Here is a 22,443-nt window from a genome sequence, read left to right as displayed (position 1 = left end):
GGCGTACGGAGTCAGCCGCCGGCTGCCGGGGGCGCAGTGGCGTCCGCCGGGGTGACCGTCCGGCCGTTGATCAGCGGCTCCAGATAGCGGAACAGCACGTTCTTCAACTCCCGGACGTACGCCTCGCGCTCGGCTCCTTCATGGGCGAGGACCAGCTCCAGGCCTGCCTTGTACATGCCCAGGCAGACATGCGCGGTGCGGGTGATGTCGGCGGCCGGCGCGTCGGGCAGGAAGGAGGAGAGCAGCACCTCGATCCGGGCGACCAGGGTCGCGTGCAGGGCGTCGTGCTCCTCGGTGATCCGGCCCGGGATGTCCGGACCGTGCATCAGCGCGAAGAACACGGGGTGGTCGCAGTTGAAGGCGATGAAGCGGTCGACGGCGGCGCCGACGGCCTCCTCCAGCGGAGTCGCGGGGTCGACCGGCGCGAGTGCCTCGCCGTACGTCGCGCGCATCTCGTGCATGAGCCGGTCGCCCAGCTCGATCGCGATGGCCTCCTTGTTCGGGAAGAACTGGTACAGCGTGCCCGGCGAGACGCCTGCCTCGCGGGCGATGGCGTTGGTGCTCGCGGAGGTGTAGCCGGTCGCGCAGAAGACGGAGGCGGCGGCCTCCAGCAGTTGGGCGATACGGCGCTCGCCGCGGGCCTGCCGGCGGACGGGCCGTTCGTCGGCGGTCTGCTGCTTCTCGGGCGTCTCCGGCACGAGTTGTCCCCAGCTTTCCGAACGAGATTGACAAACGCGAGTGCTCGCTCGCATTCTGGTGAAACGCGAGCGATCTCTCGTGTTTGCCAATTCTATGGCAATAGTCGACCCATGCTGCCTGAACGGACCTACGGGACGCAGGGTCACGGTGAAGGGGACACCGCACGATGACCGAAGACAGCAGCGCAGGCGACAGCCCTGGCCGGGGTGGGGGCGAGGGCGGGGGCGAGGGTCGCGCGAGCGGTTCGGGCGCCGGGCCGCAGGTGGATCAACCGCCGGTGAGTGGCTCGCGTGTGGGCGGCTGGACCCGTTTCGTCACCGCGAGGCCACGGCTTTCCCTGCTCATCGCGCTGCTGCTCACCGCGCTCGCCGTGGTCGCCGGCAGCGGGGTCGCCGACCGGCTGGGCAGCGGCGGCTGGGAGGCCCCGGACGCCGAGTCCACGTACGCGACCAAGGCCCTGGAGCGGGAGTTCCCCGCCTCGCAGCCCAATCTGCTGCTCCTCCTCGACTCCGGGAGCGCCTCGGTCGACGATCCGGCGGTCGCCGCCGAGGCGAATCGGCTCACGGCGCGGCTCGCCACCGAGCGGGGCGTCACCGGCGTCGGTTCGTACTGGCAGTCCGGCTCACCGGCACTGAAGGCGAAGGACGGGCACGAGGCGCTGATCGCCGCGCGGATCACGGGCGACGAGAAGACCGCCAGTGACACCCTGGACCGCCTCGCGCCCTCCTACCGGGGCAAGCACGGATCGGTCCAGATCAAGGTCGGCGGCCCCGTCGCCGTGCGGCACGAGATGCAGAACACCATCCGTGAGGACCTGACCCGGGCCGAGCTGATCGCCCTGCCGGTGACGCTCGTCCTGCTGGTGATGGTCTTCGGCAGCGCGGTCGCGGCCCTGCTGCCGCTCGGGGTGGGCATCATCGCGATCCTGGGAACGAACGCGGTGCTGCGCGGCCTCACCGAGTTCACCGACGTCTCGGTCTTCGCGATGAACCTCACCACGGCCCTGGGGCTCGGCCTCGCCATCGACTACGCCCTGTTCATCGTCCGCAGGTTCCGCGAGGAACTCGCCACGGGCGCCGAGCCGTTGACCGCCGTCGGTACCACCCTGCGCACCGCCGGGCGCACGGTCCTCTTCTCCTCCCTCACGGTCGCCGTGTCACTGGCCGCGATGCTGCTCTTCCCGCAGTACTTCCTGCGCTCCTTCGCGTACGCGGGCATCGCCGTGGTGCTGCTGGCCGCGGCCGCCGCGCTGATCCTGCTCCCGGCGGCACTGGTGCTGCTCGGGAACCGGGTGAACTCCCTCGATCTGCGGCGCCTGTTCAGGCGCGGCAAGCCACGCACGACCGATGACGGCGAGGCGGGGGCGGTCGGAGAAGGGGGCCTCTGGGGACGCATGGCCGACCTCGTCATGCGCAGGGCACCGATCTTCGCGGTGGCCACCACGGTCGGCCTGATCGTCCTCGGACTGCCCTTCCTCGGCGTCAAGTTCGGCACAGCGGACGACCGCCAGCTGCCCTCCGGCGCCGAGTCCCATGTGGTGCAGCAGCACATACGGGACGGCTTCCCGGGCAGCCCCGGCGGCGGCCTGGAGGTGCTCGCCGAGGGGCGGGCGACCGCGACCCAGTACGCGCGGTACAAGGACCGCATCGCCGCGCTGCCCGAGGTACTGCGGGTGGACGGGCCGCTGGTGAAGGGCGACTCGGCGTACTTCACGGTCCTGCCCAAGGGTGAGGCCGTCGACGAACGGGCCCAGCACCTGGTGGGCGAACTCCGCGCGACGGACGCCCCGTTCGACACATCGGTGACGGGCACGGCAGCCGTCCTGGTCGACTCCAAGCACGCGATAGCCGACCGGCTCCCCTGGGCGGCGGCCTTCATCGCGATCGTCACTCTGCTCCTGGTGTTCCTGCTGACCGGCAGCGTGCTGATCCCGATCCAGGCGGTCCTGCTCAACGCGCTCAGCCTGACGGCGATGTTCGGCGCGGTGGTCTGGGTCTTCCAGGACGGCCATCTCTCCGGCCTGCTCAGCTTCACCAGCCCGGGCTCGATCGAGACGACCCTCCCGGTCCTGATGTTCTGCGTCGCGTTCGGCCTCTCCATGGACTACGGCGTCTTCCTCCTCTCCCGGATAAAAGAGGAGTACGACCACACCGGCGACCACCGGGAGGCGGTCCGCTTCGGCCTCCAGCGCACCGGCGGGTTGATCACCGCGGCCGCGGTCATCCTCGCGGTGGTCATGGTCGCGATCGGCACCTCGCGCGTGACCAACACCAAGATGCTCGGCCTGGGCATCGCGCTCGCCGTGCTGATGGACGCGATGGTCGTCCGCAGCCTGCTGGTCCCGGCGGTCATGCGCCTCACGGGCCGCGCCACCTGGTGGGCGCCGGCACCGCTGCGCCGATTCCACGACCGGTTCGGGCTCAGCGAGGGGGAGGGGCCGACGGCTGCCGCCTCGGACTCGGAAGAACGATCGGAAGGAGACTTGGATGAAGGATCGGAAGAAGAAGGTGAGCGGGGCTCTCGGGGCAAGGAGGAAGGCGCTCGGGGCAAGGAGAAGGGTGATCGGGACCGGGACAAGGTAGAGGCGCGCGGCTAGCGTTCACTCGGAAAGTGATCTCCGGGTGGAGGGCGAGACGGATGCGGGCAGTGGTCTTCGAGCGGTACGAGGAGCCGGCCGAGGTACGTGAGGTGGCGGACCCGACGCCCGCGGAGCACGGAGTCGTGGTGCGGGTCGAGGCCACCGGGCTGTGCCGGAGCGACTGGCACGGCTGGATGGGGCACGACCCGGACATCACGCTGCCGCACGTACCCGGGCACGAACTCGCCGGGATCGTCGAGGCGGTGGGCGCCCGGGTGACCGGATGGCGCCCCGGCGACCGGGTAACCGTCCCGTTCGTCTGCGCCTGCGGAAGCTGTCCCTCGTGCGCGGCGGGCGACCAGCAGGTGTGCGAACGGCAGACCCAGCCGGGGTTCACCCACTGGGGATCCTTCGCGCAGTACGTGGCACTCGACCACGCCGATGTGAACCTGATCGCGGTGCCGGACGAGCTGTCCTTCGCGACGGCGGCCTCGCTGGGCTGCCGCTTCGCCACGGCGTTCCGCGCGGTGGTCGCGCAGGGTCGGGTGGCCGCGGGGGAGTGGGTCGCGGTGCACGGCTGCGGAGGCGTGGGCCTGTCGGCCGTGATGATCGCGGCCGCGTCGGGGGCGAGAGTCGTAGCGGTCGACGTATCACCGCAGGCGCTGGAGCTGGCACGGAAGTTCGGGGCGGCGGAGTGCGTGGACGCGTCCCGGGCCGAGGACACCGGTGAGGTGGTACGCGAACTGACGGGCGGCGGGGCGCACTTGTCGCTGGACGCCCTCGGTTCCCCCGTCACCTGCGCGGCCTCGGTGAACGGCCTGCGCCGCCGGGGCCGCCATGTCCAGGTCGGCCTGCTGCCCTCGCCGACGGGTTCCACCCCGGTCCCGATGTCCCGTGTGATCGGCCTCGAACTCGAACTGATCGGCAGCCACGGGATGGCGGCGCACGCCTACCCGGGAATGCTGGAACTGGTCCGCGCGGGCGCACTCCGGCCCGACCTCCTGGTCACGTCCACGATCGCGCTGGACGCGGTGCCGTCCGCGCTGGCGGCGATGGGGACGGCACCGGGGTCGGGGGTGACGGTCATCGAGCCGTGGAGCTGACGGCCTCGGGGTGCCCGCGGTGGGTGGCCCACTCGTGGGCGAGGACCGACATCCGTACGGCGTCGATCCACTCGCCCTCGTGCAACAGAGTCTGCCGTTCGACGCCCTCGGCCACGAAGCCGGCCTTCTCATAGGCGCGGCGGGCCCGGGGGTTGAAGGCGAAGACGTACAACGAGACGCGATGCAGGCCCAGTTGCTCGAAGGCGTGCCCGACGATCAGCCGGGTCGCCTCGGTACCGAGGCCGCGGTCCCGGCCGCGGGGGCCGATCAGCACGCGGAACGAGCAGTTGTGGTTGTGCCGGTCCCACTCGTTCAGGACGACCTCGCCGACGAGTTCACCGGTGGCCCGGTCCACCACCCCCAGGTCGAGCCGGTCGTCCTGGTCGTTGCGCGTGCCGTACCAGGAGCGCAGCCGGTCCAGGCCGAATTCCTGGGTGGGGCTGCCGGTGAGCCGGATGACCTCGGGGTCGTCCAGGATCTCGGCCATCACGGGGACATCGTCCTCGGTGAACGGCCGCAGCACGGCCCTGTCGCCGGTGAGGACGGGTTTCACGGAGAAGCTCATCCCCGGATCTTCGGCGGGCGTCCGGGCCGGGGGCAAACGAATAAAGGCTGTGCCCCGCTCGCGTCGAAGCGGCGGGGCACAGAGGGGCGGGCCGGCGGGGAGGGGTGCGGGTCAGTCGTATCTGCGGCCGCGGTTTCCCGGCCGGGAAGCGACCCAGGCCCGGACGGTTTCCGCGTACCAGTAGGGCTTTCCGCGCTCCACATGGTCGGGCGGGGGCAGCAGGCCGTGCTTGCGGTACGACCGCACGGTGTCCGGCTGCACCTTGATGTGCGCCGCGATCTCCTTGTACGACCAAAGCCGACGGTCGGTCATGAGTGGCACCTCCCTGCGCGCACCGCGGCGGCGGCCGGGGGCGGCCGTCGGGGGAGCCGAGCGCTGCGCTGGCGATCACAAACCCTGTGCCCCGTGAACGGCGCAGCGTGACCGCAGGGCAGCCCCTGTTGATCTGGTGTGACCGAAGACCCGCGTACACGCGACATGTGTGACAGGAAGGTGGTTTTTGTGACACCAGTGACGCATTGGCGGGCATGTGGCACCGCCCCGGCCGAGCGTCGCGTGGGCAGAGAGCGTAGGCGGGGAGCGTGGGCAGCCCGAGGTGGGCCGGACCCGCTGCGCCGGGCCCGGCCCACCGGCTCCCCGTATCCCCCGAGCCCCCGTATCCCCTCGGGTTCGTGGCCGGAAGGCACAGCCTGCCCTCAGCGTCGCTTTCCGGTCTTGGAAAAAATCGCACTCCGGTCGATCGCGCTCCGGTCGGAGGCGGTCGCATTCCGGTCGGGGGAGAGCACCAGGCTGGTCGCCTCGCCCGCCATACGGTCGGTGCCCGGAGGGCCGGGCGGCGGTACCGACGGAGTCCCCCGCGCCGCCGTGAACTCGCGCGGTGTGCACCCGGTCATCGCCCGGAACTCCCCGCTGAGGTGCGCCTGGTCGTAGTACCCGCAGGCCGCCGCCGTCTCGGCCTGCGACCGCCCCGCCGCGAGCAGCCGCCGCGCCCGCTGCAACCGCAGCACCCGGGCGGCCGCCTTCGGCCCGAGCCCGATCTGCTCCCGGAAGCGGTTCTCCAACTGCCGTACGCTCCAGCCGACCTCGTCGGCGAGCCGGGGCACCGGTATCGCGCCCCAGGTCCGCTGGAGGTGCCCCCAGGCCCGCACCACTCGCGCCGAACTGGGCGTCCCCGCCCCCGCCCAGCGCGCGAACACGTCGTCGAGCAGCCCGAACCGCTCCGCCCAGCCGGGCAACGCGGCCAGTGAGGCGGAGAGTTCGCCGATGCTGCTCCAGCGGTCATGGCTGGAACGGGCGCCCAGCAGATGCGGCAGCTCGTCGGGATCGACCGGCCGGTCGGCGAGTTCGTACTGCGGAGTGCCGAAGAGTGTGAACGCCGCCCACGGTGCGAGCAGCACCTCGATGCCCGCGAGCCGTCCGTCGTGCTCGCCGACGGCCGCGGTGGTGGTCGGTCCGGAGAACACCGACACCAGGGTGGCGGGCGGCCGGCCCGCGCGCGAGATGCGCAGCGGCTGGCCGAAGCCCAGCAGCAGCGTCGCCGCGCCGATCGGCGCCTCCAGCCTGCGCCGCGGCCCGTCGAGGGCGAGCCGGATCCCGCGGTAGCTGATCACCCCGGGCCGCAGCCGCGGATGGGGCAGCGCGACCACGGTCTCCCAGGCGCCGCCCGGCCCGTATCCCGCACGCGAGACGATTCCCGTCGCCATCCGCCCTCCCGCCCCGCGCCGTCCGCACTGGGGCCCCCATGGTGCAACGCGGCAGGGGAGGCCGGAAGGCCGGAAGGCCGGAAGGCAGGCAGAAAGGTCTGAAAGCCGGAGAGCCGGAGAGCCGGAAGGCCCGCCGGGCCCCGGGCTCCCGACGGGCCTCCACGGCCACGGCGATCAGGCCCCGCAGGACCTCAGGAACGCCCGGGTGCGCTGGGCGATCGGCAGCGGCTTGTCCGGCGGGCAGGGGTACATGTCCTGTTCCACGATCGCGAACAGGTCGACGTCGAGCCGCTGCGCGGCGGCGAGGACGGGCTCGAGGGCCGGTACCCCGGACGGCGGTTCGCACATCACGCCACGGGCCACGGCGGGCCCGAACGGCACCTCGTTCGCCCGCACCTCGGCCAGGATCAGCGGGTCCACCTGCTTGAGGTGGAGGTAGCCGATGCGCTCGCCGTAGGTCTCGATGAGCTTGACGTTGTCGCCGCCGCAGTACGCGTAGTGGCCCGTGTCCAGGCACAGCGACACGAGCGAGGAGTCGGTCGCGTCGAGGAAACGCGTGACGTTCTCCTCGCTGTCGATGTGCGTGTCGGCGTGCGGGTGGACGACGATCCGCAGTCCGTAGCGCTCGCGCACCTCATGGGCGAGCCGCTCGGTCTGGGCGGTCAGATGGCGCCACTGCGCCGGCGTCAGCGTGCTGTCCTCCAGCACCTCGCCCGTCTTGTCGTCCCGCCAGAAGGCCGGGATGACGACGAGGTGCTCGGCGCCCATCGCCTGGGTGAGCGCCGCGATGTCCGAGACATGCGCCCAGGTGGACTCCCACACCTCCGGGCCACGGTGCAGCCCGGTGAAGACCGTGCCGGCCGAGACGGTGAGCCCGCGCCGCGCGGTCTCCTCCTTGAGGACGGCCGGATCGCTGGGCAGATAGCCGTACGGGCCCAGCTCGATCCACTCGTACCCCGACGCGGAGACCTCGTCGAGGAAACGCTGCCAGGGAACCTGCTGGGGGTCATCCGGGAACCAGACGCCCCAGGAGTCGGGAGCCGAACCGATCCGAATGCGGGACAGTGAGGACGGAGGCGACGACTGCGGCGACGGCTGAGGTGACAACTGCGGCGACGACTGCGGCGATGACTGAGGTGACAACGACGTCATGGGCGTCAGCTTCCGGCGACCCCGGAGAGGTGTCAAGGCCTCGTCCGAATGTCTGGACAAAACGTTGACAGGGCTCCCCGCGCGGGACTACACCTGGGGGCAGCCGTAGCGAAGGGAAGTCGATGGCGTACGACCTGATCACCATGGGGCGGATCGGTGTGGATCTGTACCCGTTGCAGACGGGGGTCCCGCTGGCGCAGGTGACGTCCTTCGGGAAGTTCCTCGGCGGCTCGGCGACCAATGTCGCGGTGGCCGCCGCCCGGCTCGGCCGTCGTACGGCGGTGATCACCCGAACGGGTGCGGACCCCTTCGGTACCTACCTCCATGAGGCGCTGCGCGGCTTCGGTGTCGACGACCGCTGGGTCACCCCGGTCCCCGGTCTGCCGACCCCGGTCACGTTCTGCGAGGTCTTCCCGCCGGACGACTTCCCGCTCTACTTCTACCGGCAGCCCAAGGCCCCCGACCTGGAGATCGACGCGCACGACCTCGACCTGGACGCCATCCGGGAGGCCCGCGTCTTCTGGATGACGGGCACGGGCCTGAGCGAGGAGCCCAGCCGCACGGCCACCCTCGCGGCGCTGGCCCACCGCGCCAAGTCCGGTACGACGGTCTTCGACCTCGACTGGCGGCCCATGTTTTGGAAACACACAGCCTGGCAGGACCCGGCCGCCTCCGCCCGCGCCTTCTACGCCGAGGCCCTGCGCCACACCACCGTCGCCGTGGGCAACGTCGACGAGGTCGAGATCGCCACCGGTGAGCGCGAACCGCACGCCGCCGCCCGCGCCCTCCTCGACGCCGGTGTCGAACTCGCCGTCGTGAAGCAGGGCCCCAAGGGTGTCCTCGCCGTCCACCGCGACGGCACGACGGCCGAGGTCCCGCCCCTCCCGGTGACCGTCCTCAACGGCCTCGGCGCCGGTGACGCGTTCGGCGGCTCCCTGTGTCATGGCCTGCTCGCGGGCTGGGACCTGGAGCGGATCATGCGGCACGCGAACGCCGCCGGCGCCATCGTCGCGTCCCGCCTGGAGTGCTCCTCCGCGATGCCGACACCCGAAGAGGTCGGACACGCGCTCATGGCGGGAGCGGTGCGGTGAGGGCGGGCCACGTCGGGGGCGCGCGTCACGAAGGGGGCGACGCCGCCACCGAGAAGGGCACCCCGACCACATACGAGCGACTCCGCTCCCCGCATCCGAGGGTGGACATCGCCGAGCTCGTCCGCACCCGCGCCCACCACCCCGAGGCGATAGCGGAGGCCGCCGCCCGCCGTCCCCGTCGCCCCCTCGTCAACGACTCGGGCCGGCTGATGATCGTCGCCGCGGACCACCCGGCCAGGGGCGCCCTGGCCGTCGGCGACCGCACGTTCGCGATGGCGGGCCGCGCCGACCTCCTGGAGCGGCTCTGCCTGGCCCTGTCCCGTTCCGGCGTCGACGGCGTGCTCGCGACCGCCGACATCCTCGACGACCTGCTGCTGCTCGGCGCGCTCGACGGCAAGGTGGTCATCGGCTCCATGAACCGGGGCGGACTCGCGGGCGCCTCCTTCGAGTTGGACGACCGGTTCACCGGGCACCGCCCGCGCGACATCGAGCGGCTCGGCTTCGACGCGGGCAAGCTGCTGCTGCGCATCGACTACGACGACCCGGGCTCGCTGCGCACCCTGGAGTCCACCGCCCGGGTCATCGACGAGATGGCGGAGCGCCGGCTCCCCGTCTTCGTCGAGCCGTTCCTGTGCCGCCGCCGCGACGACGGCACCCTGCGCAACGACCTGAGCGCCGAGGCCGTCACCAAGTCCATCGCCATCGCCAGCGGCCTGGGCGGCAGTTCGGCGTACACCTGGCTGAAGGTCCCCGTCACCGAGAACCCCGACGACATGGCCCGTGTCATGGAGACCTCCACGCTGCCCGCCGTCCTCCTCGGCGGCGAGGTCGGCGAGGACCAGGAGGGCGCGTACGAGAAGTGGCGGGGCGCGCTCCAACTCCCCACCGTGCAGGGGCTGGTGGTCGGCCGTTCGCTGCTGTATCCGGTGGACGGCGATGTGGCCGGGGCCGTGGACACCGCCGTAGGACTGCTGTGAGGGCCGCATGACCAAGGAGCTGTTCGTCCCCAGGGGTACCACCGCCGACGCGTACTACGTGCTCGACATCGACCCCGAGCGTGCCGGCTGGACCCACAGCAGCCTGCGGATCGTGGAGCTGGGGCCCGGCGGTACGCACACCTTCACCACCGGTGACAGCGAGTGGATCGTGCTCCCGCTCAGCGGCGGCTGCACGGTGCGCATAAAGGACGGTGCGGAGGAAGCAGAGTTCCCCCTCCTGGGCAGGGAGAGCGTGTTCGCCGGAGTCTCCGACTTCGCGTACATGCCCCGTGACGCCCGGGTCCAGATCGCCTCCGGCGTGGGAGGCCGCTTCGCCCTGGCAGGAGCGAAGTGCGAGCGCCGACTCCCCGCCCGCTACGGCCCCGCGCCGGAGGTTCCCGTCGAAGACCGCGGCAGCGGCAACTGCGCCCGCCAGGTGCGCAATTTCGCCTCCGCCGACGCCTTCGACTGCGACAGGCTCATCGCCGTCGAGGTCGTCACTCCCGGCGGCAACTGGTCCTCGTACCCGCCGCACAAGCACGACGAGCACCGGCCGGGCGAGGAGAGCGAACTGGAAGAGATCTACTACTTCGAGATCGACGGTCCGAACGGATTCGGCTATCAGCGCGTATTCCCTTCGCGCGAGGGTGGATCCGACGTCCTCGCCGAGGTCCGTACCGGCGATGCCGTCCTCGTCCCCGACGGATGGCACGGCCCGTCCATCGCCCAGCCCGGCCACACGATGTACTACCTGAACGTGATGGCCGGACCGGGCAAGGACAGGGAGTGGCGGATCTGCTTCCACCCGGACCACGTAGACAGCACAGACAACACAGCGAGTACAAAGGGATACCGATGACCTCAACGACGAGGCTGACGGTCGCACAGGCGCTGGTGCGGTTCCTGGCCGTCCAGTACACGGAACGGGACGGCGAGAACCGGCAGCGGCTGATCGGCGCCACCTGGGGCATCTTCGGCCACGGCAACGTCGCCGGGCTCGGCCAGGCGCTCGTCGAGTACGCCGATGACATGCCGTACCACCAGGGCCGTAACGAGCAGTCCATGGTGCATGCGGCGGTCGGCTACGCACGGCAGAGCAACCGGCTGTCGACGCACGCCGTGACCACCTCCGTCGGCCCCGGCGCCACGAACCTCGTCACCGGCGCCGCCCTCGCGACCATCAACCACCTCCCGGTGCTGCTCCTGCCCGGCGACGTCTTCGCGACCCGCCCCGCCGATCCGGTGCTCCAGCAGCTCGAAGTCCCGTACGCGGGCGATGTGTCGGTCAACGACTGTCTGCGCCCGGTGTCGAAGTACTTCGACCGGATCACCCGCCCCGAGGCCCTGATCCCGGCCGCCCTTCAGGCGATGCGCGTGCTCACCGACCCCGTCGAGACCGGCGCGGTCACGCTCGCGCTGCCGCAGGACGTGCAGGCGGAGGCGTACGACTGGCCGGAGGAGTTCTTCGCCGAGCGGACCTGGACCGTACGCCGCCCGGCCCCCGACGCGTCCGAACTGGCCGCCGCCGTACGGGCGATCCGCGACGCCCGGCGCCCGCTCATCGTCGCGGGCGGCGGTGTCCACCACAGCCGCGCCGAGGAGGCGCTCGCCGAACTCGCCACCGCCACCCGCATCCCCGTCGCCTCCACGCAGGCGGGCAAGGGCTCCCTGCGCTGGGACCACCCCCAGGACGTCGGCGGCATCGGCCACACCGGCACGGCGACCGCCGACGAACTCGCCCGCACCGCCGACCTGGTGATCGGCGTCGGCACCCGCTACACCGACTTCACCACCGCCTCCGGCACCCTCTTCACCACCTCGAACGTCCGCTTCCTCAACCTCAACATCGCGCCCTACGACGGCCACAAGCTCTCCGGGCAGACACTGATCGCGGACGCCCGCGCGGGACTCGAAGAGCTCACCGAGGCGCTCACGCTCCACGACCACCGCGCCGAGCCCGCGTACGTCACCGAGTACACCGACGACAAGGAGCGCTGGGAGTACCGCGTCGACGCCGCGTACGAGGCCGAGGACCCGGACATCCGGCCCACCCAGCCGCAGGTCCTCGGCATACTCGACGAGCTGGTCGACGAGGACGACATCCTGATCAACGCGGCCGGCTCGCTCCCCGGCGACCTGCACAAACTGTGGCGGGCGCGCTCGCGCGACCAGTACCACGTCGAGTACGGCTACTCGTGCATGGGCTACGAGATCCCGGCCGCGATCGGCGTACGGATGGCCGCCCCCGACCGTCCCGTCTGGGCGCTGGTCGGCGACGGCACGTATCTGATGATGCCGACGGAGATGGTCACCGCCGTGCAGGAGGGCGTCGCGATCAAGGTCGTCATCCTGCAGAACTACGGCTACGCCTCCATCGGCGGCCTCTCCGAGTCGGTGGGCGGCGAGCGGTACGGCACGGCGTACCGCTACCGCTCCGAGGACCGTACGTACACAGGGGCGCCGCTGCCCGTAGACCTCGCCGCCAACGCGGCCAGCATGGGCATGCGGGTCCTACGCGCGAAGACCGTACGTGACCTGCGGGCGGCTCTCACCGAGGCGCGGGCCGCGGACACTCCCACATGTGTCTACGTGGAGACCGAAACGGCAGACACAGTGTCGGGCGCGCCTCCGGCTCAAGCCTGGTGGGATGTACCTGTGGCCGAGACCGCGACCCGATCGTCGGCGGTCAAGGCGCGCGAGGAGTACGACCGGCACGTCGCCGCCCGACGCCGCCATCTGTGAAGGAGTTTTTGGCCATGACGAAGACCGTCAACCACTGGATCGGTGGCAAGACTGTCGAGGGTGCGTCGGGTACGTACGGGCCGGTCACCGACCCGGCGACCGGCGCCGTGACCACGCAGGTCGCCTTCGCGACCGTCGACGAGGTGGACGCGGCGGTCGCCGCCGCGAAGGACGCCTACGCGACCTGGGGCCAGTCCTCGCTGGCCAAGCGGACCACGATCCTGTTCAAGTTCCGCGCGCTGCTCGACGCGAACCGTGACGCGATCGCCGAGCTGATCACCGCCGAGCACGGCAAGGTCCACTCGGACGCGCTCGGCGAGGTCGCGCGCGGCCTGGAGATCGTCGACCTGGCGTGCGGGATCACCGTGCAGCTGAAGGGTGAGCTGTCGACCGAGGTGGCGAGCCGGGTCGACGTCTCGTCCATCCGCCAGCCGCTGGGTGTCGTCGCCGGCATCACGCCGTTCAACTTCCCGGCCATGGTGCCGATGTGGATGTTCCCGATCGCCATCGCGTGCGGCAACACCTTCGTGCTGAAGCCGTCCGAGAAGGACCCGTCGGCCGCCATGAAGATCGCCGAGCTGCTCGCCGAGGCCGGTCTGCCGGACGGCGTCTTCAACGTCGTCCACGGTGACAAGGTGGCCGTCGACCGCCTCCTGGAGCACCCGGACGTCAAGGCGGTGTCCTTCGTCGGCTCCACGCCGATCGCCCGCTACATCCACACCACGGCCGCCGCGAACCACAAGCGCGTCCAGGCGCTCGGCGGCGCCAAGAACCACATGCTGGTCCTCCCGGACGCCGACCTGGACGCGGCCGCCGACGCCGCCGTCTCGGCCGCGTACGGCTCGGCGGGCGAGCGCTGCATGGCGATCTCCGCCGTCGTGGCCGTCGGTTCCATCGGCGACGAGCTGGTCGAGAAGATCCGCGAGCGCGCCGAGAAGATCAAGATCGGCCCCGGCAACGACCCGACGTCCGAGATGGGCCCGCTCATCACGGCCGTCCACCGCGACAAGGTCGCGTCGTACGTGCACGGCGCGGCGGCGCAGGGCTCCGAGGTCGTCCTGGACGGCACCGGCTACACGGTCGAGGGCTTCGAGGACGGCCACTGGATCGGTCTCTCGCTCCTGGACCGCGTTCCGGTGACGGCGGACGCGTACAAGGACGAGATCTTCGGCCCGGTGCTGTGCGTGCTGCGCGTCGACACCTACGAGGAGGGTGTCGCCCTCATCAACAACTCGCCGTTCGGCAACGGCACCGCGATCTTCACCCGGGACGGCGGCGCCGCCCGCCGCTTCCAGCTGGAGATCGAGGCGGGCATGGTCGGCGTGAACGTGCCGATCCCGGTGCCCGTCGGCTACCACTCCTTCGGTGGCTGGAAGGACTCCCTCTTCGGAGACCACCACATCTACGGCAACGACGGCACGCACTTCTACACCCGCGGCAAGGTCGTCACCACCCGCTGGCCGGACCCGTCGGAGGCGCCGACCGGCGTCGACCTGGGCTTCCCGCGCAACCACTGAGGCCGTACGGCCGCTCTGGCCATACGACCACCGGTGCCCCGTCCCTCGCACGAGGGGCGGGGCACCGCCGTGTTCAGCCCTCTGCTGCTTCAGCCCTGCTGCTCGGCGGCCTTCTTCATCAGCTCGGTCACGTCACCGGTCTGCGCCGCGGGCGGGGCCTTCACGTCGGCGGTGGCACCGAACTTCTCGAAGTCCATGGTGACCGTCACGGTGCCGAACACCTCCTTCAGGCGGACCGGCAGGTCCTTGGCGCCGACCCAGACGTCCATGGTGATCGACTCGGAGCCGCCGGTCACGGAGTTGAAGAGGGTGCCCTGGTTGCCGGACCCGTAGGCGTCCTTGAACTTGCCCATGTGGTCCTTGTCGATCACGGCCCGGTAGTGGGTCGTGCTCTTCCCGTCGACGGTCTCCTTGCCGAGGTCCTCGACGTCGTTCGCGTACTTGAGGCCCTTCATAGTGGCCGCCGGGCTGCCGGCGCCGGAGTTTCCGCTGAGCGCCTGGGCGCCCTTCTCGCCGAACATGGCCGACGCGTCGACCTTCATCCACTCCTTGCCCTTGAGCGGGCCGGAGGGCTGGGGGTCGGTGTCGTAGTAGTAGGCGCCGTCCACGAGCAGCATGCGGATCGACGGGTCGGTCGTCAGCGTCTCCATCTTGGCGGCCTTGGTGTCCATCTCGACGTCGTACGCGAAGCCGTCGCCCCAGGAGTAGGTGCCCTCCATGGCGATGGGGGCGCCGCCGTTCAGCTCGGTGGTCATCTTGACCTCGGCCGAGCCGAGCTGCTCGGTCCGGTCCGTCGCCCGCGTGAGCGCCGCCATGATCGTGTCGGCGTGGCTGACCGCCTCGGCCGTCTTCTTCGTGGTCTCGGCGCTGCACGCGGTCGTCGCGGCCAGCGCCGCCGCGGCCACCCCCGCCCAGACCGCGATACGTATGTGCTTCATGTGCCCCACCCCTGGTTGTGTGTCGCCTGTGAGGCAGGACTCTACTGTTCGGTAGGCGTCCGGAGTGCGGACCAATCTCGGTGAATTTTGACGCCTCGACTGCGGTTCTCGTCATTGGGTGATGAAACGGGTAGCGCAGGCAGTTTGCTGATGTGACCTTCAAAAGCAAGGTCACGTTCCGCTAGGTCTTGATGATTGCCACATAGAGACGCATGCACCTGCGAAAGTGATGTGACCTGCGTCGCTCCGCTATTGCGGATTCCGTAGGTAAACGGCCATTGACGCAACGGTTTCCGTCAAGGTTCCATCAACGCCGGGAGCGATCGAAGAGACATACGACGCGAGCCGCCGGAGGCGATAACGCTCCCCCGAATCACCTGACGCACGAGTCGATCGGAACCGCTTCATGACCGACACGCTCCGCCCTGTCGATACCGCCGTCCTGGACGCCGCCCCCACGGCGTCCGGCAGCCCCCAAAAGCTCAAGCGCTCCATCGGCATCGTCGGCGGCACCCTGCTGACGCTCTCGTGCGTGACGCCCGCCTCGACGCTGTTCGTGGTCGTGCCCGACCTGTTCTCGTCGCTCGGCACGGCGACCGCACTCACCATCGCGATCGGCTCGCTGCTCTGTATCGCCGTGGCGTTCTGCTACTCGGAGCTGGGCACCCTCATCCCCAGCGCGGGCGGCGAGTACGCCATGGTGTCGACGCTGGCCGGACGGCTCGCGGGCTGGCTGGTCTTCGTGCTCTCCCTGCTGGTGGTCATGATCGTGCCACCGGTGATCGCGATGGGCACGGCGGACTACCTGGCGCCGATCGTGCACCTGAACCCGTCGATGGCGGGTGCCGGAGTCATGCTCCTCGCCACCCTCGCCGGCTTGCTCGACCTGCGGGCCAACGCCTGGATCACCGGCGTCTTCCTGGTCCTCGAAGTCATCGCGGCGGGCGTCGTGGCCGTCCTGGGCTTCACGCACAGCCAGCGCGGCGCCGGCAGCCTGGTCTCGATGCAGGTCGCGGACTCCGGCGGCCACACGGACACCGTGACGGCCATGCTGGTCGTCTCAGGGCTCGCGATCGCCCTCTTCGTCACCCAGGGCTTCTCGACCGCGGTCTACCTCTCCGAGGAACTGGAGAACCCGCGCCGCAACGTCGCCCGTACGGTCCTGGCCACCCTCGCCATCTCCACGGTCATCATCCTGGTCCCGGTCGTCGCCATCACCCTGGGCGCCTCCGACCTGTCGACCCTGACCGGCGGCGACATCAGCTCCATGGTCACCGCCTGGTCCAACTCGGCCGTCGGCACCTTCGTCAGCCTCTGCGTCGCCCTCGCGATCATCAACGCGGGCATCGTCATGGTCATCCAGAACTCCCGGGTGCTGTTCGCCTCGGCCCGCGACAAGGCGTGGCCCGAGCCCGTCAACAAGGGCCTCGCGCGGCTCGGCCGCTTCGGCTCCCCCTGGGTCGCCACCCTCATCGTGGGCGTCCCCGGCGCGCTGCTCTGCTTCGTCAACCTGGACACCCTGTACGGCGTGACCGGCGTGTCGGTGACGGGCATGTACCTGCTGGTCGCGGTCGCCGCGCTGCTCTCCCGCCGCGGCAAGCACGCCCACACGTCCGCCTGGCGCATGCCGCTGTGGCCCGCGATGCCGGTCCTCCTGATCGCGGTCCTGGCGTACATCCTGAGCCAGCAGGACACCACCTACCTGCTGTGGACCGGCGGCATCACGGCCGTCGCCACCCTGTACTGGGCCTTCTACCTGCGGCCGCGCCGCGAGACCCGCTGGCTGGTGTCGATCCCCGAGGACACGCAGGCCTGACGGTCCGCCCGAAGTCCCACGTCACCACCGTGCACGTCCCGTCGTCCTTGCCACCCGCGCCGCGGTAGGTGGCAGGGGCGACGTCAGTTCGTCGACGGTGGTGGCGCGGCGCGGCTCAACGGCCCGTTCGTACCACGGACGCGGTATGCGGGCCCGGGCCCGTACTCCCGCAGGAGGGGCGCCGGTTCAACCCGGCGGCTGCATTGATTGTCAGTCGGCACCCGTACCGTTGAGGGCATGGATCTTCGACTGCCCCGACTGCACGGGCCCAGGCGGTGGATCGCGGCCGCGGCCGCGGCCGTCGTCGTGCTCGCCGGCGCGGGCACGTGGACGGCTGTCGCCTCTGACGACACCCCGCCCGTGCACCGCGCCGACCGCGTCATGGCCATGGGCGGCGGGGTGCGGATCGACACCTCGTACTTCACCGCGGGCCCGTCCTCGGACCGCCGCCCCGCCGTCCTGCTGGCGCACGGCTTCGGCGGCAGCAAGGAGGACGTACGGTCCGAGGCGGAGAAGCTCGCCCGCGACGGGTACGCGGTGCTGACCTGGTCGGCACGCGGCTTCGGGAAGTCCACCGGCAAGATCGGGCTGAACGACCCCAAGGGCGAGGTCGCCGACGTCTCGAAACTCATCGACTGGCTTGCCGGGCGGCCGGAGGTCCAGCTCGACAAGACCGGCGACCCGCGCGTGGGCGTCACCGGCGGCTCGTACGGCGGGGCGGTGTCCCTGCTGGCTGCCGCCTACGACCAGCGGGTCGACGCGATCGCCCCGGCGATCACGTACTGGAACCTGGCGGACTCCCTCTTCCCGAACGGGGTCTTCAAGAAGCTCTGGACCGGCATCTTCTTCAACTCCAGCGGCGGCTGCGACCAGTTCGAGGCCCAGCTGTGCGCGATGTACAACCGGGTCGCGGAGACCGGGAAGCCCGACGCGGCGGCCACGAAGATGCTGGAGGAGCGCAGCCCCTCCGTGGTCGGCGACCGTATCAAGGTGCCCACCCTCATCGTGCAGGGCCAGTCCGACTCCCTCTTCCCGCTCGGCCAGGCCGACGCGATGGCCAAGGCGATCCGCGCCAACGGCGCGCCCGTGGACGTCGACTGGATCTCCGGCGGGCACGACGGCGGCGACACGGAGACGAGCCGCGTCGAGTCCCGCGTCGGCTCCTGGTTCGACCGCTATCTGAAGGACGACAAGAACGCGGACACGGGCCCCGCCTTCCGCGTCACCCGCACCGGAGGCATCGACTCCACCGACGGCGCCGCCCAGCTGAGGGGCGCGAGCGGTGACACCTATCCCGGACTGGAGAACGGGCGGCACGCCATCGCGCTGAGCGGCCGCGAGCAGAGCTTCGAGAACCCGGCCGGCGCGAGCCCGCCCGCCATCTCGGCCCTCCCCGGCCTCGGCGGCTCGGGCGGCCTCGCCCAGCTCTCCTCCCTCGGAGTCGGGATCTCGCTCGATTTCCCGGGTCAGTACGCCCAGTTCGAGTCCTCGGCGTTCGGCAGCGACCTGCGGATCACCGGATCGCCGACGGTGACGGCGCACATCAAGTCCAGCACCGACGACGCGGTCCTGTTCGCGAAGGTGTACGACGTCGGGCCGGGCGGCACCCAGCAGGTCCTGCCCTCGCAGCTGGTCACGCCGATCCGCGTCGAGGGCGCGAAGACCGGCAAGGACGTCACGATCACGCTGCCCGCCATCGACCACGAGGTGCAGAAGGGCCACCGGCTGCGCCTGGTCCTCGCCTCGACGGACCTCGGCTACGCGTCACCGGCGGCCCCGGCCACGTACACCGTGTCCCTGAAGAGCGACCTCCAGGTCCCCACGGCACCCGGTGTGACGACCGCCGCCGCGCCGCTGCCCGCCTGGGTGTGGTGGCTGCCGCTCGCCGGAGCGCTGGTCGCGCTGGCGCTGCTGCTGACGGGCCGCCGCCGTACGACGCCCGGGGCGCCCGATCCCGAGCTGGCCGAGGTCCCGCTGCAGATCACGGACCTGAGCAAGCGGTACGCGAAGTCGGCGGACCGGTACGCGGTACGCGACCTGTCGTTCCGCGTGGAGAAGGGCCAGGTCCTCGGTCTGCTCGGGCCGAACGGCGCGGGCAAGACGACCACCCTGCGCATGCTCATGGGCCTCATCAAGCCCGACGGCGGCGAGATCCGCGTCTTCGGGCACCAGATCCGGCCGGGCGCGCCCGTGCTCTCCCGGGTCGGGGCGTTCGTCGAGGGTGCGGGCTTCCTCCCGCACCTGTCGGGCCGCGAGAACCTGGAGCTGTACTGGCAGGCGACGGGCCGCCCGCCGGAGGACGCCCACCTGGAAGAGGCGCTGGCGATCGCGGGCCTCGGCGACGCGCTGGCCCGAGCGGTCCGCACCTACTCGCAGGGCATGCGCCAGCGCCTCGCCATCGCCCAGGCGATGCTCGGCCTCCCGGACCTGCTGATCCTCGACGAACCGACCAACGGCCTCGACCCGCCACAGATCCGCGAGATGCGCGAGGTCATGATCCGTTACGCCGCCGCGGGCCGCACGGTCATCGTCTCCAGCCATCTCCTCGCGGAGGTCGAGCAGTCCTGCACCCACCTGGTCGTCATGGACCGCGGCCGGCTGATCCAGGCGGGCCCGGTCAGCGAGATCGTCGGCTCCGGCGACACCCTGCTCGTCGGCACCGGTTCGCCCGTGGACGAGCCGGTCGTCGAGAAGGTGGGGGCACTCCCGGGCGTGGCCTCGGCCGCCGCCACCGAGGGCGGGCTGCTGGTCCGCCTCGACCCCGGCGGAAGCGCACAACGCCTGGTCGTGGAGCTTGTGCGGCTCGAAGTACCCGTGGAGTCGGTGGGCCCCCACCGCCGGCTGGAAGACGCGTTCCTCACCCTGATCGGAGGCTCAGCATGAGCACGCTCGTCGAGCGGACCGAGACGGCCGACGGGTACCGGGCGCGGCGCACGCTTCCGTTGCGCGTGGAGCTGATCCGGCAGTTGAAGCGGCGCCGCACCCTCGTGATGGGCGCGATCCTCGCCGTGCTGCCCTTCATCCTGGTCGCGGCGTTCGCGATCGGCGGCGACCCGGGCTCCCGGAACGGCCAGGTCACCCTGATGGACACGGCCACCGCGTCGGGCGCGAACTTCGCCGCGGTGAACCTGTTCGTGTCCGCGGGCTTCCTGCTGGTGATCCCGGTCGCGCTGTTCTGCGGGGACACCATCGCCTCCGAGGCGAGCTGGTCGTCGCTGCGCTATCTGCTGGCGGCCCCCGTGCCGCGGTCCCGGCTGCTGTGGTCCAAGCTCACCGTCGCGCTGGGCCTCAGCCTCGCCGCGATGGTGCTGCTGCCGGTCGTTGCGCTGGCGGTGGGCACCGCGGCCTACGGCTGGGGGCCCCTGGAGATCCCCACCGGCGGCGCGCTCTCCGCGGGCACCGCGACCCAGCGGCTCCTCGTGGTGATCGCGTACATCTTCGTGTCCCAACTGGTCACCGCGGGCCTCGCGTTCTGGCTGTCGACCAAGACGGACGCACCCCTGGGCGCGGTCGGCGGAGCGGTCGGCCTGACGATCGTGGGGAACGTGCTGGACGCGGTCACCGCCCTCGGCGACTGGCGCGACTTCCTGCCCGCGCACTGGCAGTTCGCCTGGGCCGACGCCGTTCAGCCGACCCCGGAGTGGGCCGGCATGATCCAGGGCACGGCGATTTCGATAACGTACGCGCTCGTGCTGTTCGCCCTGGCCTTCCGCGGTTTCCGGCGCAAGGACATCGTGTCGTAGGTCTCCGGAGGATCACCTACCGGTCTCGACGGCCGCCCATCGTGGCCGCTTCGAGATTCATCCGCAACGCTTCAGAGCGCACACTCCGGCCCCCTCGGACGTCACAGTCACAGACGTCGGCCCACATACAGGCCGCTCACCGAGGGGGCACAGATGGGGATGGACCATATACGGGCGCAGGCCACGCGAAGCCGTAGGCTCCGTGGCACCCTGCTCGCCCTGACGGCGGCGGGCGCCCTGCTGCTGACGGGATGCGGCGCGGGCAGCGGCGACAACTCCTCGGACGGCTCGAACAAATCGGGCGGCCGCAACCTCCCCCTGCCCGCCCCCGCCCAGCCGTCGGGCGGTACTTCCCAGGGCGAGCAGAACGGGTCACAGCAGGGTGAGCAGTCCGGCGCCCCCGACCGCGAGGTCGCGCCGTCCCCCGACTACCTCTCCACCTTTGCCCTCGACGTCGACACCGCCTCGTACGGCTACGCCCGCCGCACTCTCGCGCGCGGGCACATCCCCAACCCGTCCACCGTCCGCCCCGAGGAGTTCGTCAACAGCTTCCGCCAGGACTACGAACGCCCTGACGGCAACGGCTTCTCGGTCACCGTCGACGGCGCCCGCACCGACGACGCGCGCTGGTCGCTCGTCCGGGTCGGCCTCGCGACCCGCGCCGCCGACAGCGAGAGCGAACGTCCGCCCGCCGCCCTCACCTTCGTCATCGACGTCTCCGGTTCCATGCAGGAACCGGGCCGCCTCGACCTGGCCAAGGACTCCCTCGACGTGATGACGGACCGGCTGCGCGACGACGACTCGGTCGCCCTGGTCACCTTCAGCAGCGAGGCCGAGACCGTGCTGCCGATGACCCGGCTCGGCGATCACCGCGGCCGCGTCCACGACGCGATCGACGGCCTGGAGCCGCAGGACTCGACCAACCTCGGCGCGGGCGTGGACCAGGGATACGACACGGCTGTCGAGGGCCTGCGCGAGGGCGCCACCAACCGCGTGGTCCTGATCTCCGACGCGCTGGCCAACACGGGCGACACCGACGCGGACTCGATCCTGGAGCGCATCTCCAGCGCCCGCCGCGAGCACGGCATCACCCTCTTCGGCGTCGGCGTCGGCAGCGACTACGGTGACGCCCTCATGGAGCGCCTCGCCGACAAGGGCGACGGCCACACGACGTACGTCTCCGACCGCGACGACGCCCGCACCGTGTTCTGCGAGCAGCTCCCGCAGAACATCGACCTCACGGCCCGCGACGCCAAGGCGCAGGTCGCCTTCGACCCGCAGACGGTCGAGCAGTTCCGGCTGATCGGCTACGACGACCGCAAGGTCGCCGACGAGGACTTCCGCGACGACCGGGTGGACGGCGGAGAGGTGGGCCCCGGCCACACGGTGACAGCCCTCTACGCCGTCCGCACCAAGCCCGGCGCCTCCGGCCACCTCGCCACCGCGAGCGTCCGCTGGCTCGACCCCGACAGCCGCGCCCCGCACGAGGAATCCGGCCAGCTGGAGACCGGCTCCCTCCACGACGACCTGTGGAGCTCGCCCCACGCCTTCCAAGTCACCGCCGTGGCCGCCTACTTCGCCAACGCCCTGCGCGCGGACGGCGACCGCTGGAGCGCCCTCCCCGGCACCCTGCCCCTGGACGAACTCGCCACCCGCGCCCACAAACTGGCGCGCGCTTCGGAGGACAAGGCCGTCCAGGACCTCGCGACCGCGATCGACCAGGCGAACGACCTGGACATCTGCGACATCGGCTGCACCACGTAGCCACGATGCCGACGCGCCGCGCGGTCACGCTGCCGATCCCTGCGCGATCCCTGCG

At 71.0% G+C, this 22,443-nt stretch carries 17 protein-coding genes; 11 read left to right on the top strand and 6 right to left on the bottom strand.

Features of this window, described 5'->3' with window-relative positions; genetic code table 11:
* Window positions 1-11: 11 nt before the first annotated feature.
* Window positions 12-698 carry a TetR family transcriptional regulator gene (locus AB5J50_RS18770; protein ID WP_327428860.1) on the bottom strand — a complete coding sequence of 229 codons (687 nt, stop codon included), beginning with the start codon at window positions 696-698 and terminating at the stop codon, window positions 12-14.
* A gap of 167 nt (window positions 699-865) precedes the next feature.
* On the opposite strand from AB5J50_RS18770, the gene AB5J50_RS18765 reads away from it, so the two are divergent.
* Both AB5J50_RS18765 and AB5J50_RS18760 read left to right on the top strand, forming a co-directional pair.
* Complete coding sequence (locus tag AB5J50_RS18765) at window positions 866-3,295, top strand: MMPL family transporter (RefSeq protein WP_369259509.1); 2,430 nt, start codon at window positions 866-868, stop codon at window positions 3,293-3,295.
* Window positions 3,296-3,336: 41 nt separating this feature from the next.
* Window positions 3,337-4,380, top strand: coding sequence for a zinc-dependent alcohol dehydrogenase family protein (locus AB5J50_RS18760; RefSeq protein ID WP_369259507.1), 1,044 nt, complete (start codon window positions 3,337-3,339; stop codon window positions 4,378-4,380).
* On the opposite strand, the gene AB5J50_RS18755 is transcribed toward AB5J50_RS18760, so the two are convergent.
* The 4 genes from AB5J50_RS18755 to AB5J50_RS18740 all read right to left on the bottom strand — a co-directional run bounded on the left by AB5J50_RS18755 (window position 4,361) and on the right by AB5J50_RS18740 (window position 7,800).
* Window positions 4,361-4,945 (bottom strand): GNAT family N-acetyltransferase, encoded by a 585-nt coding sequence (locus AB5J50_RS18755; protein ID WP_369259505.1) that lies wholly within the window; start codon window positions 4,943-4,945, stop codon window positions 4,361-4,363. The genes AB5J50_RS18760 and AB5J50_RS18755 overlap by 20 nt on opposite strands.
* A gap of 111 nt (window positions 4,946-5,056) precedes the next feature.
* Entirely contained in the window at window positions 5,057-5,257 is a 201-nt protein-coding gene (locus AB5J50_RS18750; protein ID WP_369259503.1) for a helix-turn-helix transcriptional regulator, read from the bottom strand.
* Between the two features lie 383 nt (window positions 5,258-5,640).
* Complete coding sequence (locus AB5J50_RS18745) at window positions 5,641-6,648, bottom strand: helix-turn-helix domain-containing protein (protein WP_369259501.1); 1,008 nt, start codon at window positions 6,646-6,648, stop codon at window positions 5,641-5,643.
* 174 nt (window positions 6,649-6,822) lie between these two features.
* Window positions 6,823-7,800, bottom strand: a complete 978-nt coding sequence (locus AB5J50_RS18740) for a sugar phosphate isomerase/epimerase (protein WP_327428854.1) — start codon at window positions 7,798-7,800, stop codon at window positions 6,823-6,825.
* Window positions 7,801-7,922: 122 nt separating this feature from the next.
* Here AB5J50_RS18740 and iolC point away from each other — a divergent pair, with 122 nt between their 5' ends.
* From iolC to mmsA, 5 genes are all read left to right on the top strand, one after another.
* A complete protein-coding gene (iolC, locus tag AB5J50_RS18735) occupies window positions 7,923-8,891 on the top strand; it encodes a 5-dehydro-2-deoxygluconokinase (RefSeq protein ID WP_369259499.1) in 969 nt (322 codons plus the stop codon).
* Between the two features lie 101 nt (window positions 8,892-8,992).
* A complete protein-coding gene (locus tag AB5J50_RS18730) occupies window positions 8,993-9,868 on the top strand; it encodes a deoxyribose-phosphate aldolase (protein ID WP_369265440.1) in 876 nt (291 codons plus the stop codon).
* 7 nt (window positions 9,869-9,875) lie between these two features.
* A complete protein-coding gene (gene iolB / locus AB5J50_RS18725; protein WP_369259497.1) occupies window positions 9,876-10,727 on the top strand; it encodes a 5-deoxy-glucuronate isomerase in 852 nt (283 codons plus the stop codon).
* On the top strand, window positions 10,724-12,610 hold the full coding sequence (iolD, locus tag AB5J50_RS18720; protein WP_369259495.1) for a 3D-(3,5/4)-trihydroxycyclohexane-1,2-dione acylhydrolase (decyclizing): 1,887 nt from the start codon (window positions 10,724-10,726) through the stop codon (window positions 12,608-12,610). The genes iolB and iolD overlap by 4 nt, the downstream gene beginning before the upstream one ends.
* A 14-nt stretch (window positions 12,611-12,624) precedes the next feature.
* Window positions 12,625-14,127, top strand: coding sequence for a CoA-acylating methylmalonate-semialdehyde dehydrogenase (mmsA, locus tag AB5J50_RS18715; protein WP_327428850.1), 1,503 nt, complete (start codon window positions 12,625-12,627; stop codon window positions 14,125-14,127).
* Between the two features lie 89 nt (window positions 14,128-14,216).
* On the opposite strand, the gene AB5J50_RS18710 is transcribed toward mmsA, so the two are convergent.
* Window positions 14,217-15,065, bottom strand: a complete 849-nt coding sequence (locus AB5J50_RS18710) for a hypothetical protein (protein WP_369259493.1) — start codon at window positions 15,063-15,065, stop codon at window positions 14,217-14,219.
* Between the two features lie 406 nt (window positions 15,066-15,471).
* Here AB5J50_RS18710 and AB5J50_RS18705 point away from each other — a divergent pair, with 406 nt between their 5' ends.
* The 4 genes from AB5J50_RS18705 to AB5J50_RS18690 all read left to right on the top strand — a co-directional run bounded on the left by AB5J50_RS18705 (window position 15,472) and on the right by AB5J50_RS18690 (window position 22,388).
* On the top strand, window positions 15,472-16,881 hold the full coding sequence (locus tag AB5J50_RS18705) for an APC family permease (protein ID WP_369259491.1): 1,410 nt from the start codon (window positions 15,472-15,474) through the stop codon (window positions 16,879-16,881).
* A gap of 237 nt (window positions 16,882-17,118) precedes the next feature.
* Window positions 17,119-19,764, top strand: a complete 2,646-nt coding sequence (locus AB5J50_RS18700) for an alpha/beta fold hydrolase (RefSeq protein WP_369259489.1) — start codon at window positions 17,119-17,121, stop codon at window positions 19,762-19,764.
* The gene (locus tag AB5J50_RS18695) at window positions 19,761-20,624 is read left to right on the top strand and encodes an ABC transporter permease (RefSeq protein ID WP_327428846.1); all 864 of its coding nucleotides are present in this window, start codon (window positions 19,761-19,763) and stop codon (window positions 20,622-20,624) included. Before AB5J50_RS18700 ends, AB5J50_RS18695 begins: the two co-directional genes overlap by 4 nt.
* Window positions 20,625-20,783: 159 nt before the next feature.
* The gene (locus tag AB5J50_RS18690) at window positions 20,784-22,388 is read left to right on the top strand and encodes a von Willebrand factor type A domain-containing protein (RefSeq protein WP_369265439.1); all 1,605 of its coding nucleotides are present in this window, start codon (window positions 20,784-20,786) and stop codon (window positions 22,386-22,388) included.
* Window positions 22,389-22,443: the final 55 nt, after the last annotated feature.

This window comes from Streptomyces sp. R35 (assembly GCF_041053035.1).
Lineage (GTDB): Bacteria > Actinomycetota > Actinomycetes > Streptomycetales > Streptomycetaceae > Streptomyces > Streptomyces lutosisoli.
Note: the sequence above shows the minus strand (reverse complement) of the source record. Positions and strands in the feature narration are given on the sequence as shown.

Coding starts and splice junctions, on each gene's coding strand:
- AB5J50_RS18765 (WP_369259509.1), top strand. CDS start 866: ATGACCGAAGACAGCAGCGCAGGCGACAGCCCTGGCCGGGGTGGGGGC.
- AB5J50_RS18760 (WP_369259507.1), top strand. CDS start 3,337: ATGCGGGCAGTGGTCTTCGAGCGGTACGAGGAGCCGGCCGAGGTACGT.
- AB5J50_RS18755 (WP_369259505.1), bottom strand. CDS start 4,945: ATGAGCTTCTCCGTGAAACCCGTCCTCACCGGCGACAGGGCCGTGCTG.
- AB5J50_RS18750 (WP_369259503.1), bottom strand. CDS start 5,257: ATGACCGACCGTCGGCTTTGGTCGTACAAGGAGATCGCGGCGCACATC.
- AB5J50_RS18745 (WP_369259501.1), bottom strand. CDS start 6,648: ATGGCGACGGGAATCGTCTCGCGTGCGGGATACGGGCCGGGCGGCGCC.
- AB5J50_RS18740 (WP_327428854.1), bottom strand. CDS start 7,800: ATGACGTCGTTGTCACCTCAGTCATCGCCGCAGTCGTCGCCGCAGTTG.
- iolC (WP_369259499.1), top strand. CDS start 7,923: ATGGCGTACGACCTGATCACCATGGGGCGGATCGGTGTGGATCTGTAC.
- iolB (WP_369259497.1), top strand. CDS start 9,876: ATGACCAAGGAGCTGTTCGTCCCCAGGGGTACCACCGCCGACGCGTAC.
- iolD (WP_369259495.1), top strand. CDS start 10,724: ATGACCTCAACGACGAGGCTGACGGTCGCACAGGCGCTGGTGCGGTTC.
- mmsA (WP_327428850.1), top strand. CDS start 12,625: ATGACGAAGACCGTCAACCACTGGATCGGTGGCAAGACTGTCGAGGGT.
- AB5J50_RS18710 (WP_369259493.1), bottom strand. CDS start 15,065: ATGAAGCACATACGTATCGCGGTCTGGGCGGGGGTGGCCGCGGCGGCG.
- AB5J50_RS18705 (WP_369259491.1), top strand. CDS start 15,472: ATGACCGACACGCTCCGCCCTGTCGATACCGCCGTCCTGGACGCCGCC.
- AB5J50_RS18700 (WP_369259489.1), top strand. CDS start 17,119: ATGGATCTTCGACTGCCCCGACTGCACGGGCCCAGGCGGTGGATCGCG.
- AB5J50_RS18695 (WP_327428846.1), top strand. CDS start 19,761: ATGAGCACGCTCGTCGAGCGGACCGAGACGGCCGACGGGTACCGGGCG.
- AB5J50_RS18690 (WP_369265439.1), top strand. CDS start 20,784: ATGGACCATATACGGGCGCAGGCCACGCGAAGCCGTAGGCTCCGTGGC.